At 67.6% G+C, this 17,321-nt stretch carries 16 protein-coding genes; 10 read left to right on the top strand and 6 right to left on the bottom strand.

The window, feature by feature from the left end; genetic code table 11:
* Positions 1-126: 126 nt before the first annotated feature.
* Together AAC997_RS19090 and rnd are read right to left on the bottom strand one after the other, a co-directional pair.
* On the bottom strand, positions 127-525 hold the full coding sequence (locus tag AAC997_RS19090) for a YccF domain-containing protein (protein ID WP_340647290.1): 399 nt from the start codon (positions 523-525) through the stop codon (positions 127-129).
* Positions 525-1,703, bottom strand: coding sequence for a ribonuclease D (gene rnd, locus AAC997_RS19085; protein ID WP_340647289.1), 1,179 nt, complete (start codon positions 1,701-1,703; stop codon positions 525-527). Before rnd ends, AAC997_RS19090 begins: the two co-directional genes overlap by 1 nt.
* Before the next feature lie 71 nt (positions 1,704-1,774).
* On the opposite strand from rnd, the gene purM reads away from it, so the two are divergent.
* The 3 genes from purM to AAC997_RS19070 all read left to right on the top strand — a co-directional run bounded on the left by purM (position 1,775) and on the right by AAC997_RS19070 (position 4,053).
* A complete protein-coding gene (gene purM, locus AAC997_RS19080; protein ID WP_340647288.1) occupies positions 1,775-2,800 on the top strand; it encodes a phosphoribosylformylglycinamidine cyclo-ligase in 1,026 nt (341 codons plus the stop codon).
* Between the two features lie 115 nt (positions 2,801-2,915).
* On the top strand, positions 2,916-3,113 hold the full coding sequence (locus AAC997_RS19075; RefSeq protein WP_340647287.1) for a hypothetical protein: 198 nt from the start codon (positions 2,916-2,918) through the stop codon (positions 3,111-3,113).
* A 403-nt stretch (positions 3,114-3,516) separates the two neighbouring features.
* A complete protein-coding gene (locus tag AAC997_RS19070) occupies positions 3,517-4,053 on the top strand; it encodes a hypothetical protein (protein WP_340647286.1) in 537 nt (178 codons plus the stop codon).
* Positions 4,054-4,059: 6 nt separating this feature from the next.
* On the opposite strand, the gene AAC997_RS19065 is transcribed toward AAC997_RS19070, so the two are convergent.
* From AAC997_RS19065 to ndk, 4 genes are all read right to left on the bottom strand, one after another.
* On the bottom strand, positions 4,060-4,839 hold the full coding sequence (locus tag AAC997_RS19065; RefSeq protein WP_340647285.1) for an enoyl-CoA hydratase-related protein: 780 nt from the start codon (positions 4,837-4,839) through the stop codon (positions 4,060-4,062).
* A complete protein-coding gene (locus tag AAC997_RS19060) occupies positions 4,836-6,059 on the bottom strand; it encodes a CoA transferase (RefSeq protein WP_340647284.1) in 1,224 nt (407 codons plus the stop codon). The genes AAC997_RS19065 and AAC997_RS19060 overlap by 4 nt, the downstream gene beginning before the upstream one ends.
* A complete protein-coding gene (locus tag AAC997_RS19055; RefSeq protein ID WP_340647283.1) occupies positions 6,059-7,222 on the bottom strand; it encodes an acyl-CoA dehydrogenase family protein in 1,164 nt (387 codons plus the stop codon). The genes AAC997_RS19060 and AAC997_RS19055 overlap by 1 nt, the downstream gene beginning before the upstream one ends.
* Positions 7,223-7,311: 89 nt before the next feature.
* Positions 7,312-7,731, bottom strand: coding sequence for a nucleoside-diphosphate kinase (ndk, locus tag AAC997_RS19050; RefSeq protein ID WP_340647282.1), 420 nt, complete (start codon positions 7,729-7,731; stop codon positions 7,312-7,314).
* A gap of 344 nt (positions 7,732-8,075) precedes the next feature.
* On the opposite strand from ndk, the gene AAC997_RS19045 reads away from it, so the two are divergent.
* The 7 genes from AAC997_RS19045 to AAC997_RS19015 all read left to right on the top strand — a co-directional run bounded on the left by AAC997_RS19045 (position 8,076) and on the right by AAC997_RS19015 (position 17,318).
* Positions 8,076-9,953: an ABC-F family ATP-binding cassette domain-containing protein gene (locus tag AAC997_RS19045; RefSeq protein WP_340647281.1), complete on the top strand. Its 1,878-nt coding sequence runs from the start codon at positions 8,076-8,078 to the stop codon at positions 9,951-9,953.
* Positions 9,954-10,025: 72 nt separating this feature from the next.
* Positions 10,026-11,480 carry an HWE histidine kinase domain-containing protein gene (locus AAC997_RS19040; RefSeq protein ID WP_340647280.1) on the top strand — a complete coding sequence of 485 codons (1,455 nt, stop codon included), beginning with the start codon at positions 10,026-10,028 and terminating at the stop codon, positions 11,478-11,480.
* A gap of 119 nt (positions 11,481-11,599) precedes the next feature.
* Positions 11,600-12,454: a Flp pilus assembly protein CpaB gene (cpaB, locus tag AAC997_RS19035; RefSeq protein WP_340647279.1), complete on the top strand. Its 855-nt coding sequence runs from the start codon at positions 11,600-11,602 to the stop codon at positions 12,452-12,454.
* Between the two features lie 13 nt (positions 12,455-12,467).
* Complete coding sequence (locus AAC997_RS19030; RefSeq protein WP_340647278.1) at positions 12,468-13,793, top strand: type II and III secretion system protein family protein; 1,326 nt, start codon at positions 12,468-12,470, stop codon at positions 13,791-13,793.
* A complete protein-coding gene (locus AAC997_RS19025; RefSeq protein WP_340647277.1) occupies positions 13,790-14,977 on the top strand; it encodes a hypothetical protein in 1,188 nt (395 codons plus the stop codon). Before AAC997_RS19030 ends, AAC997_RS19025 begins: the two co-directional genes overlap by 4 nt.
* Before the next feature lie 185 nt (positions 14,978-15,162).
* On the top strand, positions 15,163-16,359 hold the full coding sequence (locus tag AAC997_RS19020) for a CpaF family protein (RefSeq protein ID WP_340647276.1): 1,197 nt from the start codon (positions 15,163-15,165) through the stop codon (positions 16,357-16,359).
* Positions 16,359-17,318: a type II secretion system F family protein gene (locus AAC997_RS19015; RefSeq protein WP_340647275.1), complete on the top strand. Its 960-nt coding sequence runs from the start codon at positions 16,359-16,361 to the stop codon at positions 17,316-17,318. Before AAC997_RS19020 ends, AAC997_RS19015 begins: the two co-directional genes overlap by 1 nt.
* Positions 17,319-17,321: the final 3 nt, after the last annotated feature.

The raw sequence follows: 17,321 nt of genomic DNA, 5'->3' as shown, positions 1-17,321 counted from the left end.
TCCGGCAAGCTCGGTTTCCGGCGGCCCGGTGGGCAGGCGGTGCATAAGCGGTGCAGGATCGGTGGACGGTGATCCGCAAGCCGCGGCGCCGCAAGGCGCGCGAACAATCCACCGCTTCGTGAGGGGTCAGACCTCGACGACCTGCTTGCCGACCGGGGCCAGCGAGATCAGGGCCAGCTTCACGTGCTGCAGGGCGAACGGAATGCCGATGATGGTCACCGCCAGGCCGAAGGCCATGACCACGTGGCTAAGCGCCAGATACCAACCGCCCAGAACAAACCACACCACGTTCATCACGAAGCCCAACGGCCCCGTGCCCAGGTCCTCGCGTCCCGTATGCAGGTCGCGGGACACCACCTGACGGCCAAAGGGCCAAGCGCTGAACCCGGCGATCCGGAAGGCGGCGAAAGCCCAGGGCAGGCCCACGATGGTGATGGCCAGCAACACCCCCGACAGCAGCCAAAGCAGCCCCGAGACGAACCCGCCCAGCACGAACCAGAGGATGTTGAGGATCAGACGAAGCATTATTCGGCTGCGTTGGCCTTGGGCGCGCGCCGAACCTCGACCACCCGCACCCGCGTGCCGTCCAGCACCAGGGCGAGTTCGCCGCGCTTCAGCTTCAGAGCGTCCTCGCCGAACGCCTCGCGACGCCAGCCCACCAGGGCGGGGGTCTTGGCGTTGTCGTCATTTGCGATCTGTTCGAGGTCGGAGACCGTGGCGATCAGCTTCGACGCCACGCCGGAGTCTTCGGCGCGCGCCTTCAGCAGCACCTTGAGCAGTTCCACCACCGCGCCGGCGGCGGGCGAGGCCGAGATCTTGCTGCGCTCGATCACCGGCGCATAGGCGTCGGGGTCCTTGAGCGCTTCCTTGATGGCGTCCAGCAGATCTGGCCCGAACCGCGAGCCCGAGAAGCCCTTCGGCACCGAACGCATCCGGTCGATGGCCCCGGCGTCCGTGGGCGCCTGGGTCGCCAGCTCGTCAATGGCCTCGTCCTTCAGGATGCGGCCCCGCGGCTGGTCGCGCTGCTGGGCGGTGCGCTCACGCCAGGCGGCGACGGCCTTGTAGACCGCCAGGTATTTCGAGGTGTGCCGGCGCGGTTTCAGCCGCTTCCAGGCGTTCTCCGGCTCCACGTCGTAGACGGCGGGATCGCAGAGATTCTGCATCTCGTCGTGCACCCAGGCCAGCCGGCCTTCTTTTTCCAGCCGGGCCTTGAGCATGGGATAGAGCGCCGCCAGGTGCGTCACGTCGGCCAAGGCGTAGGTCAGCTGGGCCTCGGAGAGCGGGCGCCGCGCCCAGTCGGTGAAGCGGCTGGACTTGTCCAACTCGATCTTCAGCATCTGCCGGACCAGGGCGTCATAGGCGATCTGCTCGCCATAGCCGGCCGCCATTCCCGCCACTTGTGTGTCGAAAAGAGGCTTGGGCATCGCCTTGAGATTGTTGAAGATTTCAACATCCTGTCGGGCGGCGTGGAACACCTTCTCGATGCTCTCGTCCCGGAGGATTTCAAGGAACGGTTCGAGGTCCAGGCCCTCGGCCAGGGGGTCGATAACGCACTCGGCGTTGGGAGCGGCGGCCTGGATCAGACAGAGCTTGGGCCAGTAGGTCGTCTCGCGCATGAACTCGGTGTCCACGGCGACGAAAGGCTGGCCTTTGATTTTGTCACAGTACGCCGCCAGTTCGGCGGTGGTTGTAATCGGCGTCATCAATTAGCTATAGCCCCGCGCACGCCCGAGTCTGCAACCCCGGCGGCGAATTTCTTGAGGCCTATTTCTCCATGACCGATCTTCCGAACGGCCTCACCTATGCCCAGGCTGGCGTCGACATCGACGCAGGTAACGCCCTGATCGAGGCCATCAAGCCCCTGGCCAAGGCCACCCGTCGGCCCGGCGCCGACGCGGCGCTTGGGGGCTTCGGCGCGCTGTTCGACCTGAAGGCCGCCGGCTACGCCGATCCGCTGCTGGTCTCCACCACCGATGGCGTCGGCACCAAGCTGAAGGTCGCCATCGACACCGGCATGCATGACACCGTCGGCATCGACCTGGTGGCCATGTGCGTCAACGACCTGCTGGCCCAGGGCGCCGAACCTCTGCTGTTCCTGGACTATTTCGCCACCGGCAAACTGAACGTAGAGGAAGCCACCCGCGTGGTGGGCGGTATCGCCGAGGGCTGCCGCCAGGCCGGCGCGGCCCTGGTGGGCGGCGAGACCGCCGAAATGCCCGGCATGTATGGCGAGGGTGACTACGACCTTGCCGGTTTCTCGGTCGGCGCCGTCGAGCGCGGCGCCGTCCTGCCCCGCCTGGACGACCAGCAGGCGGGCGACCTGGTGATCGGCCTCTCCTCCAGCGGCCCGCACTCCAACGGCTATTCCCTGGTCCGCCGCATCGTCGAGCGTTCCGGCCTGGCCTGGGACGCCCCGGCCCCCTTCGCGGAGGGAAAGACCCTGGCCCAGGCGCTGATGGCCCCCACCCGCATCTACATCAAGAGCGTCCTGCCGCAGATCAAGGCCGGCCTCATCAAGGGCTGCGCCCATATCACCGGCGGCGGCATGATCGAGAACCCGCCCCGCGCTGTGGCGCCTGGACTGGAAGCGAAGTTCGACTGGAACGCCTGGCCCCTGCCCCCGGTCTTCGAATGGATGCAGCAGGTGGGCGGGGTCTCGGACCACGAGCTGCGCCGCACCTTCAATTGCGGCGTGGGCCTGATCCTGATCGTGGCGCCGGGCGACGCCCCTGCGGTGCTGGAGGGCCTGCTGGCGGCCGGCGAGGACGCCTTCGTCTGCGGTGAACTGGCGGCGGCCTGACGCCACCATCTGGACACACAACCGCCGGGTTAACGACAAGTTACGGTAAAGACAGGATTTTTCGCGGAACCACCCTCAAGCTGGCGCCTTATCCCTACCAGGAATTGAGGACGAAATGACCCGCGAACAACAGATCGACCAGGAGGCGCGTGATCTCTGGCAAGCCCTGAAGGGCGGTACACCGCCAGAAGGTCTGCGAGGGTCGGAGCTGCTGAACGTGCTGGTCAGCGGGTCCGATCTCCCTAGCTACCAACGGCTGCACTCTCCCTTCCTGCGAGAGAGCCAGATCAGCCCACCGCCGCAGCGCGTCTGAGCACACACCCGAACGCTGCGCAGCCAAGTTGAGATAGTCGTCTCCATCGTCATCAGCAGACGGAAATAACCGGCCTCACACCATCGTTATGGCGCCCGGTATGGACGAACGTCCTAAATTTTGATAAGTTTCCATAAATCGTCCACTTGGCCCTATACATTGGGGCGTCTCAGTTCTGAGCATTCTATAATGCTTATGAAATTGTTTTCGCAATCTAGATTGATTCATTTCGTTGATGAATCGTGCGGAGTATTCAAATTGAGTCGATGAACGGATCGCAGGCGTCAGCCAGCGACAGCCTGTTCGTCTATCGTCGAACGGGCGCTTCGAATGCGTCCGGCTCGAGGCCTTGCGGCCTGGCGACGCCCTGGGTCACCAAGCCCGTCACGAAAGGACCATTTGAATGCAAACCCAAAGAGCCCGTCAGACTGGCCGCCCGCAGCGCAACAGCTATGCGCGTCCCCGCGCTCGGGCCGGCCTTCTGGCGACGCCACACATGGATTTCGGCGGCATCGAGCACGTCGAGTCGATCATGTTCGCCGAAGGGATCACCCTGGCTCCGATGAGTTGGCAGGCCAAGAGCCTCTCCCCACTGACCCCCATGGGTTCCATCACGGTCATGCCGACCGCCCGCGCCCAGGACATTGGGGCCGGTCGCCTCGACGGCGTCGTGATCCCAGGCTCCGGCTGCGCCGACGACCCGGAGTCGATCGGCGCCTTCGACGAAGTGATCAACTCTGCGATCTCGCAGCAGATGCCGGTCATGGCCTTTGGCGAAGGGGTGTCGGAAATGTTGCGGGCGCTCGGCTATGAGCCGCCCCGCGAGTTGCCGCCCGGCCTGCTGCTACACGAAGGTTTCCGCATCCTGGAAACCGCCGAAGAGGTCCGCGACGCCGCCATGGTCTTCCATGGCGGGTCTCCCAACCCCAGCGCCCACTAGGAGGGCTCAGCGGGCCTTGAAGGTCGGGGGTCGCTTCTGATTGAACGCGGCCACGCCTTCGCGACGGTCCTCCGTCGTGAAGAGGTGGTTGTAGGCCTCAAGCTCCAGGGCCATCGCCTGGTCCAGAGGCAGGGCCGCACCGCCCCGCACAACCCGCTTGATCGCCCGCACTGACAGCGGCGCCTTGGACGCGATCAGGGCCGCGCGCTCCAGCACCTGGGGCATCAAGGCCTCAGGGCCGCACACCCGGTTGACGATCCCCGCCGCCAAGGCCTCGGCCGCGTCGATGGGCGCGCCAGACATCAACAGCTCAGACGCTCGCCGCTCGCCCACCGCGCGGGTCAGCAACTGCGTGCCGCCCAGGCCAGGGATGATCCCCAAACCCGCCTCGGGCAGACCCATCCGCGCAGTTTCAGAGGCCCAGGCGAAGTCGCAGGCCAGCGCCATCTCCGCCCCGCCGCCCATGGCCGCGCCGTTGACCGCCGCGATCACCGGGAAGGGACAGGCCAGCTGGGCGCGGATCATGTCCTCGAACAATCGGTGCTGCTCACCCCAGGCGGCGTCGGTCATGCCGTCGCGTTCCTTCAGGTCCGCGCCTGCGCAGAAGAACCGCCCCGCCCCCGTCAGCACCACGGCGCGGACGGAGGTGTCGGCCGCCAGGGCGGTCCACAGGGCCAGCAACTCATGGCCCATGGCGGTGTTCAGCGAATTGGCCGCCTCGGGCCGCGACAACGTGACGACCTTCAGGCCGGGCCCCGCGTCCTCGCTGCTGATGGTCTGGGTCATGAATTCTCCGGTCCGGCGACAATCTTGGCGTCGTGCAGCTTGGCGATCTCGCGTCCCGACATCTGAAGCACCTCGGCCAACACCTCATCGGTGTGCTGCCCCAGCTTCGGCGCGGGGCGCACGTCGCCGCGGGTATCCTGCGGGATGGTGGCCATGGCGCCGGGCGCAGGATAGGTCAGCCCGCTGGGATGGCGCACCTCCTGAAACAGGGGGTTGGCCTTGAACATCCGTGGATCCTCCAGCGCCGCCTCCAGGGTCTGATAGGCGCCCCAGGTCACGCCCCCGGCGTCAAAGGCGGGCGTCAGTTCGGCGGCCGTCCGGGCGGAGAAGGCGCGCTCGAACAACGGATAAAGCCGCGCCCGATGCGTGAACCTCAGGCCCTCATCGGTGGCGAACGAGACGCCCAACTCGGCTTCGACGCCGATCACCTCGGCGACAATGCCCAGAGTCTCCAGCGCCTTGGTCCACTGCTTGGGTGTAATCGCCAGCAGCATCAGCTTCCGGCCGTCCTTGGTGGTGAAGTCGCGGCCGAAGGCGCCGTAGATGTCGTTGCCCATGCGGGGCCGCTGTTGGCCCGCCAGCAGGGTCTCGGCGGTGAAACCCAGATTGGCCATGGTGGCCGCCCCAATGTCCGATAGCGGCGCGCGGATCTCGCGCCCGCCCTGCCCTCGCATCCGCGCCAGCAGGGCCGAGACCAGGGAGAAGGCGCAATAGGCGCCGGTCAGCAGGTCCCAGGCCGCCAGGACGTGGTTCACCGGCCGGTCGTCTCCCACCGGCCCGGTCATCAGCGGCAGGCCGAGCGCCGAGTTGATCGTGTAGTCCATGCCCTGGGCGCCATCGGCCCACCCCATCACCCGCACGCAGATCAGGTCTGGTCTGATTGCGATCAGCTTCTCGTAGGACAGGAAGCCGTCCACCGGGAAGTTGGTGACGAACAGTCCGCCGTCCTCGCCCGGCGCCGCGGCCAGGCGCTGCGCCAGCTCGCGGCCCTCGGGACGGGCCAGGTCGAGGGCCACCGACATCTTGCCCTTGTTCAGCCCCTCCCAGTAGAGGCTGTCACCTGCCGCCGAGAGCGGCCAGCGGCGGAAATCGGGCCCGCCGCCGATATTGTCGAAGCGGATCACCTGGGCGCCCATCTGCGCCAGGTACAGCCCGCACGTCGGCCCCGCCACGAAGGCCGAGCCCTCCACCACCCTCAGGCCCTTGAGCAGATCGTACATCAGAAGCTCTTGGGCATGCCGAGCACGTGGGTGGCCACGTGGCTCAGGATCAGGTTCGTGGAGATCGGCGCCACCTGGTAGAGCCGCGTCTCGCGGAACTTGCGCTCGATGTCGTACTCCTCGGCGAAGCCGAAACCGCCGTGGGTCTGCAGGCAGGTGTCGGCCGCGAACCAGGACGCTTCCGACGCGACCATCTTCGCCATGTTGGCCTCGGTCCCGCAGGGCTCTCCCGCGTCGAACATGGCCGCGGCCTTGTCGACCATCAGCGAGGCCGCGGTCATCTGGACATGGGCCCGGGCGATGGGGAACTGCACGCCCTGGTTCTGGCCGATCGGCCGGCCGAACACCTCGCGCTCCGTGGCATAGGCGCTGGCCTTGTCGATGAAGAACTTGGCGTCGCCGATACACTCGGATGCGATCAGGATGCGCTCGGCGTTCATGCCGTCCAGGATGTATTTGAACCCCGCCCCCTCGGCGCCGATCAGGTTCTCGACAGGCACCTCCAGCTCGTCGAAGAACAGCTCAGTGGTGGCGTGGTTGAGCATCGTGCGAACCGGTTGGATGGTCAGCCCCTTGCCCACCGAGGCCTTGATATCCACCAGCAAGACACTCATCCCGTCGCTGGGTTTGGCCGCGTCTGCCCGCGCCGTGGTCCGGCACAGCAACACCATCAGATCGGAGTGCTCAGCCCGGCTGATCCAGATTTTTTGGCCCGAGACGATGAACCTGTCGCCCTCGCGGCGGGCGAAGGTTGAGATGCGGGTGGTGTCGGTGCCGCTGGTGGGCTCGGTGACGCCGAAGGCCTGCAGGCGCAGCTCGCCCGAGGCGATCTTGGGCAAATAGGCCTGCTTCTGCGCCTCGCTGCCGTGCCTCAGCAGCGTGCCCATGGTGTACATCTGGGCATGGCAGGCGCCGCCGTTGCAGCCCGAGCGGTGAATCTCCTCCAGCACCGCGGTGGCCGCCGCAAGCCCAAGGCCCGATCCACCGTAGGCTTCAGGGATCAGCACCGAGAGGAAGCCGGCCTGGGTCAGGGCCGTGACAAATTCCGTGGGATAGATGCGGTCGCGGTCCAGGGTCCGCCAATAGGCGCCCGGGAACTGCGCGCAGAGCCGGCGCACCGCCTCGCGGATCTCGGGGAAGGTCTCGCCTGCTGTTGCGCCCACGAAAAAGCCCTCCCTGCGACCAGCCTTGGCTAGCGCATGGAGGGCTCCTTGGAAACGGTGACGCGAGGTCGCCCTAGAGGACGGCGCTCTTAGCCAACGATGTCTTCGTCCTTGAAGAACTGGGCGATCTCGATCTTGGCGTTGTCGGTGGAGTCCGAACCGTGCACCGAGTTCTCGCCGACGTTCAGGGCGAACAGCTTGCGGATGGTGCCCTCGGCGGCCTGCTCGGGGTTGGTGGCGCCCATGACTTCGCGATAGCGGGCCATGGCGTTGTCGCCTTCCAGGACCTGCACGACCACGGGGGCCGAGGTCATGGTCTCGACGAGTTCGCCGTAGAAGGGACGCTCGGCGTGGACTTCGTAGAACTTCTTGGCTTGGGCGTCGGTCATCTTGATCCGGCGCTGGGCGACGATGCGCAGACCGGCGCCCTCGATCACCGCGTTGATCTTGCCGGTCAGGTTCCGCTTGGTGGCGTCCGGCTTGATGATCGAGAAGGTGCGTTCAGTCATGGTCTTTGGCTTGTTCTTTGTATTCGGGGCGCGGCCGTCCGCGCCGAAGGTGCGGGCTTATAGCCGCCCGTCGTGACAGCGCCAAGGCAGGTTACGCGCGACGACGGCGACGACCTCTGTTATGCAGCGCCCGTCATCGGAGAGACGGTTGATGAGACCGTGGAGCGCTTCCAGGCGAAGTGGACACGGTTCGCCGGTTCGGAAGCGCGACCCACAAAAAACCTAGACCTCTGGGCCGGCTCGCCTGAGCCGGGACACGGTCTGGTCAACGCCGCAAGCGAAGACATCCAGCGACCGCCACCTGGCCGGCCGTTCTCTCAACCTGTTTTGTAAGTCCGAATCCCATGCTGCAGATTCACGAACTGGTCTTCGACTCCTGGGGCCGTCGCTTCTTCGACGACGCCACCATCAGCCTGCCCGTGGGCTCCAAGGTGGGCCTGGTGGGCCGCAACGGGGTGGGCAAGTCCACCCTGTTCAAGCTGATCCTGGGCCAGCTTCACCAGGGCTCGGGCGAGATCGGCTATCCGAAGGCCGCCCGCATCGCCTCGGTGGACCAGGAACACCCGGCCACCCCGGTGACCCTGCTGGACACCGTGCTGGCCGCCGACGTCGAGCGCGAGACCCTGATGGCCTCGCTGGACACCGCCGAGCCCGAGCACCTGGGCGAGATCTATTCCCGCCTCAGCGACATCGGCGCCGACCGCGCCCCCAGCCGGGCGGCGGAAATCCTCTCGGGCCTGGGCTTCTCCCACGCCGACCTGGCCCGCCCGATGGCGGAGTTCTCCGGTGGCTGGCGGATGCGCGTGGCCCTGGCTGCGGCCCTGTTCGCCGAGCCTGACCTGCTGCTGCTGGACGAACCGACCAACTATCTCGACCTGGAAGGCGCGCTCTGGCTGGAAGCCCGGCTGAAGAAATACCCCAACAGCGCCATCATCATCAGCCACGACCGCGAGATCTTGAACAATTCGGTGGACCACATCCTCCACCTGCATTCAGGCAAGCTCGACCTCTATCCCGGCAACTACGACAACTTCGAAACCCAACGCGCCGAGCGCGCGCGCCTGCTGGAATCCAACAAGTCCAAGATCGACGCCCAACGCGCCCATCTGCAGGCCTTCGTCGACCGTTTCCGGGCCACGGCCTCAAAGGCCACCCAGGCCCAGTCGCGCCTGAAGCAGCTGGCCAAGCTGCCGCCGGTCTCCATTGTCGCCGCCGAACGCACCGCCCCCTTCATCCTGCCCTCCCCGGAACGGCCCGTGGCCCCGCCGCTGATCCGCCTGGAGGGCGCCTCGGCCGGCTATGACGGCTCGCCGATCCTGCGAAGTATGGACCTTCGCCTGGACCTGGACGACCGCATCGGCCTGCTGGGCGTCAACGGCGCGGGCAAGTCCACGTTCGCCAAGCTGATCGCCGGCGCCTTGACGGTCATGCACGGCGACCTGCGCCGCGACCGCCGCCTGAAGGTGGGCTGGTTCCACCAGCATCAGATCGAGGCGCTCGATCCCTCCGACACCCCGCTGGAGATCATCCGCCGGGCCATGCCCGAGGCCAGCGACGCCGCCCGCCGTTCGCGCCTGGCCCAGTTCGGCATGGGGGTGCAGAAGGTGGAGACCACCGTCGCCAACCTGTCCGGAGGCGAACGCGCGCGCCTGCTGCTGAACATGGTGGCCATGGAGGCCCCGCACCTCCTGATCCTCGATGAGCCCACCAACCACCTGGACATCGACAGCCGCCGCGCCCTGCTGGACGCGCTGAACGAATATGCCGGCGCCGTCATCCTGATCACCCACGACCGCTCGCTGATGGAGCTGGTGGCCGACCGCCTGTGGCTGGCCGCCGACGGCACCATCGCCCCCTTCAATGGCGACATGGACGACTACGCCAAGCTGGTGATCGACCGCGCCCGCCAGGCCGCCAAGGGTCCGTCCCAGGTTCCTCAGGCCGCCGCAGCCCCTCCGCCCAAGGCCTCACCCAAGGCCAAGGTTCCCACCGGCACCGCGCGGCGCCGCGCCGAACAGGCCGAGGCCGCCCTCGGCCGCGCCACCGCCGCCGTCGCCGAGCTCGACAAGGCGCTGACCGACCCCAACGTCTTCACCAAGGACCCCGGCAAGGCCGCCCGCCTGGGCGCCGACCGCGCCAAGGCCCAGACCATCCTCGAGGCCGCCGAACAGGAGTGGATGGCGGCGGTGGAAGCCTATGAGGCGTTGAAGACCGAGGCCTGACCTCAAGCACGGAACGAATTTACAGCGGCCGGCCTTCCTCTAGGCTGTGGGCGACCGGGTCAGGGGTTGTGAATGTCGGAGTTGGACGACCTGCGCCACGCAAACGCGGCCCTTCAGGATCGTGTCACGGCGCTCGAGGCGGCGCTTGCCGCCAAGCCCTTGATCGAACGGGCCCCACTGTTCGCCCTCCTCCAGGCGATCCCCCTGCAGATCGGGGTGATCGACGGCGGCGGCGCCTGCGTCTTTTTGAGCGCCAACTTCTCACCCTGGCTGCTGGCCCCCTCTGAACCTGTCCATGGTCAACAGTTCACCAGCGTCGTTGTCCCTGGCCTCGCCGCGGTCGCCCAAGCGCTAGTCTCCGGGTCCGGTGTGCGGACACGGGACCTGACGGTCGCCGACCGAAATGGGAGCGTTCGCGACCTCCACATCGCCCTTAGCCCACGACAGATCGGTCCCGATCGCGTCGATGGGGTCATCTGGATCGCTCAGGATCTGACGCATCACCGTCTGGCCGACGAGGCCCTGCGACTGTCCGAACGGCGCCTGAGCCTTGCCACGGAGGCCGCAGGTCTTGGGGTTTGGGATTGGGACCTATCCGCCAACACCATGGTCTATTCCGAGCAGGCCAAGGCCATCTATGGTTTCCCGGCGGACGAACCTGTCACCTACGAAACGGTCCGCGACGCCACCCATCCGGATGATTACCCCCGGACCTCGGCCATGGCGCAGCGCGCCATCGACCCGATCCTTCGGGAGAAGATCCCCTACGAGTACCGTATCACCCGCGCCGACGGCGCCATTCGCTGGCTGCTCGCCCACGGCGAGGCGATCTTCGAGGACACTGCGGCGGGACCACTTGCCACCCGCTATGTCGGCACGATCCAGGACATCACCGACCGAACTCGCGCCGCCGAACGCCGACAGTTCCTGATCAACGAGCTGAACCACCGGGTGAAAAACACCCTGGCCACCGTTCAGTCCATCGCCCACCAAACCTTGCGGTCCGGTCAGTCTGCGGTCGAGGCGCGCGACCTGCTGACCTCACGGCTGATCGCGCTCTCCGGCGCCCACGACATCCTCACCCGCGAGGACTGGGAGACCGCCGACCTGCGCGACATCGTGGCCACCTGCATAAGCCCCTTCGAACCAGAGCAAGGCGCCCGTTTCGACGTTCGGGGACCTGCGTTGCGCGTGGCCCCCAAGGCGGCGGTGGCGCTGGCCATGGCCCTGCACGAACTTGTCACCAACGCGGTGAAGTACGGAGCCCTCTCCACCGAACCTGGCCGAGTGGCCATCACCTGGTCCCTCGCCGACCGCGACGGCGATCCTCGCCTGATCCTTGATTGGACAGAACGCGGCGGTCCGCCCGTCAAGACCCCCGAGCGCATGGGCTTCGGCTCGCGGCTGCTGGTCCAGGGCCTCTCCGCCGATCTGGGCGCGGCGGCCCAACTCACCTATGACCCAGCAGGCCTTCGCTGCCGCATCGACGCGCCCTTGATCGCGGCCACGGCCTTCGAACCTGCCTGACGGCCAGCGGAAGCCGAGCGTTAGGGTTTACAATCGCACACCCTCTTTCTTCGCCCTATCGCAAGGGGCCCCTCGCATAACTGGCTGATAGTTTGACGCTATTAGCACCAGGGTGGGGCATGCGGCTCGTTACAATCGGCAGTCTGGGTGCGTCCGTCGCCCTGGGCCTGGGCGCCATAATCGTGGCCCGGGTCGCCCTGCCTGACACCGGAAAGGTGCAGGCCGCGCAGGTCGCGGTCTCTCCCATGGCCAACGCCGTCTCGGTGGTCGTGGCCGCCCGCGACATCGCCTATGGCGAGCGCCTGGACGCCGGTCACCTGAAGCTGATCCGCATCCCCAAGGACGCCGCCCCGGCCAACGCCTTCGCCTCCGTCGCCCAGGTGCTGGCCCAGGATCATGGCGGCGCGCCGGTCGCCCTGACCCTGATCGCCGCCCGTGAACCCCTGCTGCCCGCCAAGCTTTCCGGCCCCGGCGCCCGGCCCTCGGTGGCCGCCGAGCTGGAGCCCGGTATGCGCGCCTACGCCATCGGGGTGAACGACATCTCCGGCGTCGGCGGCCACGCCCTGCCCGGCGACCACGTGGACGTGGTGATGATGCGCAACCTGACCCCCGACGGTCCCGGCAAGGCGCTGACCTCGCAGCTGGTGGTCCAGAACGTTCGCGTGCTTGGCGTTGACCTCAATGCCGATCCTACCTCCACCAAGGCCGAAAAGCCGTCGACCACCACCCTGGAGGTCAGCGTCAAGGACGCCCAGAAGCTGGCCATCGCCGCCGAGCTCGGCTCTCTCTCCCTCGCGCTCCGGCCGCTCGGATCCTCCGACATCGAACCGGTCGCCGAAGTCGCATCCGCCGCGCCCCGCGCCAGCGGCCATGCGCGCCGCGCCCGGTCCTCCGGCGCCCCCTCCGGCGGCCGCATCACCATCGTCGAAGGCGACAATTCCGCCCCGGCCGCCAGCCCCAAGCCCGCGGCCTAAGGACACCACAGCCATGCTCCGCTCCCCCATCCTCGGCGCGCTTACCGTCGCCCTGGTCCTCGGCGCCGGCCTGCCCGCCGCCGCCGAACAGTTCTCCAGCGAGGCCGCCCGATCGCGGGTCATCAGCGTGCCGCGCAACAAGTCCGCCTCCTTCCGGCTCGACAGTCCGGCCAGCAAGATCGTGGTGGCCCAGCCCGAGACCGCGCAGATCGTCGCCACCACCGACCGCAGTTTCTATGTGCGCGGCAAGGCGCTGGGCTCCACCAACCTGCTGATCTACGGCGCGGGCGGCGCGTTGCAGGAGGTGGTGGACGTCCGGGTCGGCTATGACGCCGACGCCCTCCAGGAAGATCTGGCCGCCGCCCTGCCCGGCGAGATGATCGAGGTCCGCAACCTCGGCGAAGGCCTGCTGCTGGCCGGCGACGTCTCCACCACCGCCGCGGCCGCCAAGGCCAAGGGCCTGGCCGAGAAGTTCGCCCCAGGGTCGGTGACGTCGGCCCTGACCGTCCGCGCCTCGCAACAGGTGATCCTGGAGGTTCGCGTCCTGGAGGCCAGTCGGTCGTCGCTCAAGGACATCGGCTTCAATATCAACGCCAGCAACGGCTCCACTTTCGCCCTGCAGACCGGGACCGGCCTGATCGGCAACACCACGCCGCAGGGAGGCCTTTCACTGCGCGGCACGCTTGGGACGGCCTCCATCGACGTGGTTCTGCGCGCGCTTGAGGAAAAGGGCGTCATCCGCACCCTCGCCAAGCCGAACCTCGTGGCGCTGTCAGGCGAGAAGGCCAGCTTCCTGGCCGGCGGCGAGTTCCCCTTCCCGGTTCCCAACGGCCGCGACACCGTCACCATCGAGTTCCGCCCCTTCGGCGTGACTCTCGAATTCCAGCCCACCGTGCAGGACAACGGGCTTATCCGCCTCCAGGTGGCCCCCGAGGTCAGCCAACTCGACAGCCGCACGCCGCTGAAGCTGAACGGCATCGAGATTCCGAGTCTGGTGGTCCGCCGCGCCAACACCACCGTCGAACTGCGCTCTGGCGAGAGCTTCGCGATCGCCGGCCTGTTCCAGCAGGACTATTCCAACTCGGTCCGCCAGCTTCCAGGCGTCGGAGAGGTTCCCGTCCTAGGCAGCCTGTTCCGCTCATCGCGCTGGAAGAAGTCCGAGACGGAGCTGGTGATCATCGTAACCCCGCGCATGGCCGGTGGCGACGACTACCACGCCACCTCCACGATCATGGCGGGCAATGAGGCCACCGCCATCGACCTGATCCTCAACGGCCTGGCGCTCGACAAGCCTCTGGCCAAGGTCGAGGGCTCCGCCCGGACCGGGGCGCCCACATGAGCAACTGGAGCCTGCTGGGCCGCCGGGTCCTGGCCATCGGCGACAGCCTGGCGCCCCTGGCGCGCGGCCCTCTGTTCGGGGCGGCCATGGAGGTGGCGGGACTTGAGCGCCTCTCCGACCTGCGTCCGGGGATGACCGACCTCATCCTGATCGACGCCGACCATGCCGAGCCCGCCGCCCTGGCGGCCGCCGTGGCCACCCTGTCCCAGGTCGCCGACCTGCCGCCCACCCTGTTCCTGGGCGGACACCTGCCGGTGGGCCTGGTTCGCGCCCTGATGCGCCTGCCCCATGCCGACGTGGTGGAGACCCCCTTCACCCACGAGCAGCTGCAGAACGCCATCTACGCCCTGCTGGACCAGGCCGCCGCCCAGGCGCCGAGCGCCCAGGGACACCACTCCCGGTGCTGGTCGGTGATGGGCGCGGTCGGCGGCGCAGGCGCCACCATGGCCGCCATCGAGATCGCCAGCGCTCTTGCCGCCCGGTCCTCGCGCGCCAACAGCGTCTGCCTCATCGACCTGCACCTGGCCGACGGCGCCTGCGCCCCCTATCTCGGCGCCACCCCCTCCATGGGCTTGGCTGAGTTCGGCCCCGCCGCCGAACGGATGGACGCCGCCCTGCTGGCCGCCTTCGCCACGCCCGTGGCCAAGGGCCTGGACCTGCTGGCCTGTCCCCGCGATCCGGGCGCCTTCACCTCCATCTCCCGCGAGGCCGTCCTGCGCATCCTGGAGATCGCCTGCGAGGCCTATGACCACGTGGTCCTCGACATGCCCCGACACCGCCACTCGTGGAGCCTTGACGCCCTGGCCGGGTCCGACGAGGTGATCGTAGTCTCCGAGCTCACCGTGCCCGCCCTGCTAGCCGCCCGCGCCCTCTCCGACGAGGTGGAGGCCGCCGCCGCCCTGCGGCCCCGCATCGTGCTCAATCGCCTGGCCAACCGGATGTTCGGCCCGGCGCCCTCCACGGCGGAGGCCGAAAAGGCCCTGCAACGCAAGGCCGACGGCGGCATCGCCTCGGACTGGGAGGCCGCCGCGGCGTCGGTAAACCTGGGCGGCGCCATCAGCCAGCACCGGCCCAAGTCCAAGATCGTCCGCGATGTCGGATCGCTGGTGGATCACCTGCTGGCCGACCGCGGCCGTCGCGCGCGGCCTGTCGTACCGGCCGCAGCCCCGTCGCGAGCCGCCTGATGGGACGCTTCAGCCCCGCCAAGCCCGTCCTCCTGGAGGTCGTCGAGACCAAAGCGCCGACGCCGCCACCCGAGCGCGCGCCTGCGCCCGCCACGAGCGACCTCGCTGAGCGTCAAAAGCTCGACATAAAGTTGAAGTTACACGCACAACTCATTGAGGAACTTGACCTCTCTAAGCTGGAATCAGTGGGCGAAAAGGAGCTTCGCCGTCAGGTCATGGTGCTGGTGGGCGACTTCGCCCGCGCCGAGCGCCTGGTGCTGAACACCGCCGAACTCGAGGACCTGGGCGCGTCGGTCTATGACGAGATGATGGGCCTGGGGCCGCTTGAGCCCCTGCTCAAGGATGACAGCATCAATGACATCCTGATCAACGGCCCCTTCCAGGTCTATGTCGAGCGACGCGGCGAATTGGAGCCTACCGCCGTCCGCTTTCGCGACAACGATCACCTGTTGCGCATCGTCAACCGCATCGTCGCCGGGGTCGGCCGCCGGATCGACGAGAGCCAGCCCATGGTGGACGCCCGCCTGCCCGACGGCAGCCGGGTCAACGCCGCCATCGCCCCCATCGCCATCGACGGGGCCTGCGTCTCGATCCGCAAGTTCTCCAAGAAGCCCTACACCCTGGAAAAGCTGGTGGACGTGGGCGCCATGCCCCAGTGCGTCGCCGACTTCCTGCACGGCGCCATCAAGGCCCGCGTCTCCACCGTGATCTCCGGCGGCACCGGCTCGGGCAAGACAACCCTCCTCAACGCGCTGTCGGCGGCCATCAGCCACAAGGAGCGGCTGATCACCATCGAGGACGCCGCCGAGCTGCAGATGCAGCAACCCCATATCGTACGACTGGAGACCAGGCCCCCCAACATCGAGGGCAAGGGCGAGATCCGTCAGCGGGAGCTGGTGAAGAACGCCCTGCGCATGCGTCCCGACCGGGTGATCCTGGGGGAGGTCCGGGGCGAGGAAGCCTTCGACATGCTCCAGGCCATGAACACCGGCCACGAGGGCTCCATGGCCACCATCCACGCCAACACGCCCCGCGACGCCATCACCCGCCTGGAGCAGATGGTGGCCATGTCGGGGATGAAGCTGTCGCCCGAGGCGGTGCGTGGCCAGATCGCCTCGGCGGTAGGTCTGATCATCCAGATCATGCGTCTGTCGGACGGCAAGCGGAAGCTGATGAGCGTCACCGAGATCACCGGCATGGAAGGCCAGGTGGTGCAGATGCAGGAGATCTTCTTCTTCAACCGCCTGCATACCTCCGCCGATGGCGTGGTGCATGGCGAGTTCCGCGCCAGCGGCCTGCGGGCCCGCTGCCTGGACGAAATGACCCGTCGCGGCATCGCCTACGACACCGCCAACTTCGATCCCTCGCGGGTTCTGGGCTGATGGGGTTCGACGCCAAGAGCGCCTATCTGGTCCTGGTCTTCGCCGCGGTCTTCGCCGCCGGCCAAGCCTGTTTCGGCCTGCTGGGGACCGCCAAGGTCAAGCACCGAGTCAACCAGCGCCTGAAGGTCTCCGAGCGCATCGGCGGCATCCAGGAACTGGTGGTGGAGCTGCGCAAACAGCGCGGCCTCACCGCCGCCGGCGACCTGCGGGCCGGCGTGAAGTGGCTGGCCGAGCTGATCGTCCGCTCCGGCGTGCCCTATGATCCCAGGAAGTGGCTGGTAGCGGTGATCGCCGCGGCCCTCGGCGGCGCGATCCTCATCGGGGTCTTCACCCACAGCCTGCTGATGGCCCCGGTGGGCGCGATCCTGCTCGGCGGCGCGGGTCCGATCTTCTTCCTCAAATTCATGGCCGCCCGCAGGTCGAAGGCGCTGGGCCATCAGTTGCCCCAGGGCCTGGAGATCATCGTCCGCAGCCTGGAGGCCGGCCACCCTGTTCCCACCGCCATCCAACTGGTGGGCCGCGAGATGGTCGACCCCATCGGCTCGGAATTCGGCATGGCCGCCGACGAGATCGCCTATGGCGCCACCCTGGAACAGGCGATCGGCCGGATGTCCCTGCGGTGCCAGCACCCGGACGTCGACCTGTTCGCCGCCACCGTGCGCCTGCAGGAGCGGGCCGGCGGCAACCTCACCGGCCTGCTGAAGCTCAACGCCGCCACCGTGCGCGAGCGCCACCGCATGCGCCTGAAGATCAAGGCCGCCTCGGCCGAGGGGCGCATCTCCGCCCTGATACTCACCGCCGCCCCCTTCATCGCCGGGGGCGCGATCCACCTGATGTCCCCGGACTTCTACGGCGAGGTGCTGAGCGAACCCTTCATCCAGACCGGGTTGATCGGCATGCTGGTCTGGATCGCCATCGGCAACCTGATCATGCGCCGCATGGTCGACATGCGGATCTAGGCC

The sequence above is a fragment of the Phenylobacterium sp. genome (genome assembly GCF_037968635.1).
GTDB lineage: Bacteria > Pseudomonadota > Alphaproteobacteria > Caulobacterales > Caulobacteraceae > Phenylobacterium.
This window is presented reverse-complemented; position numbering and strand designations above follow the sequence as displayed.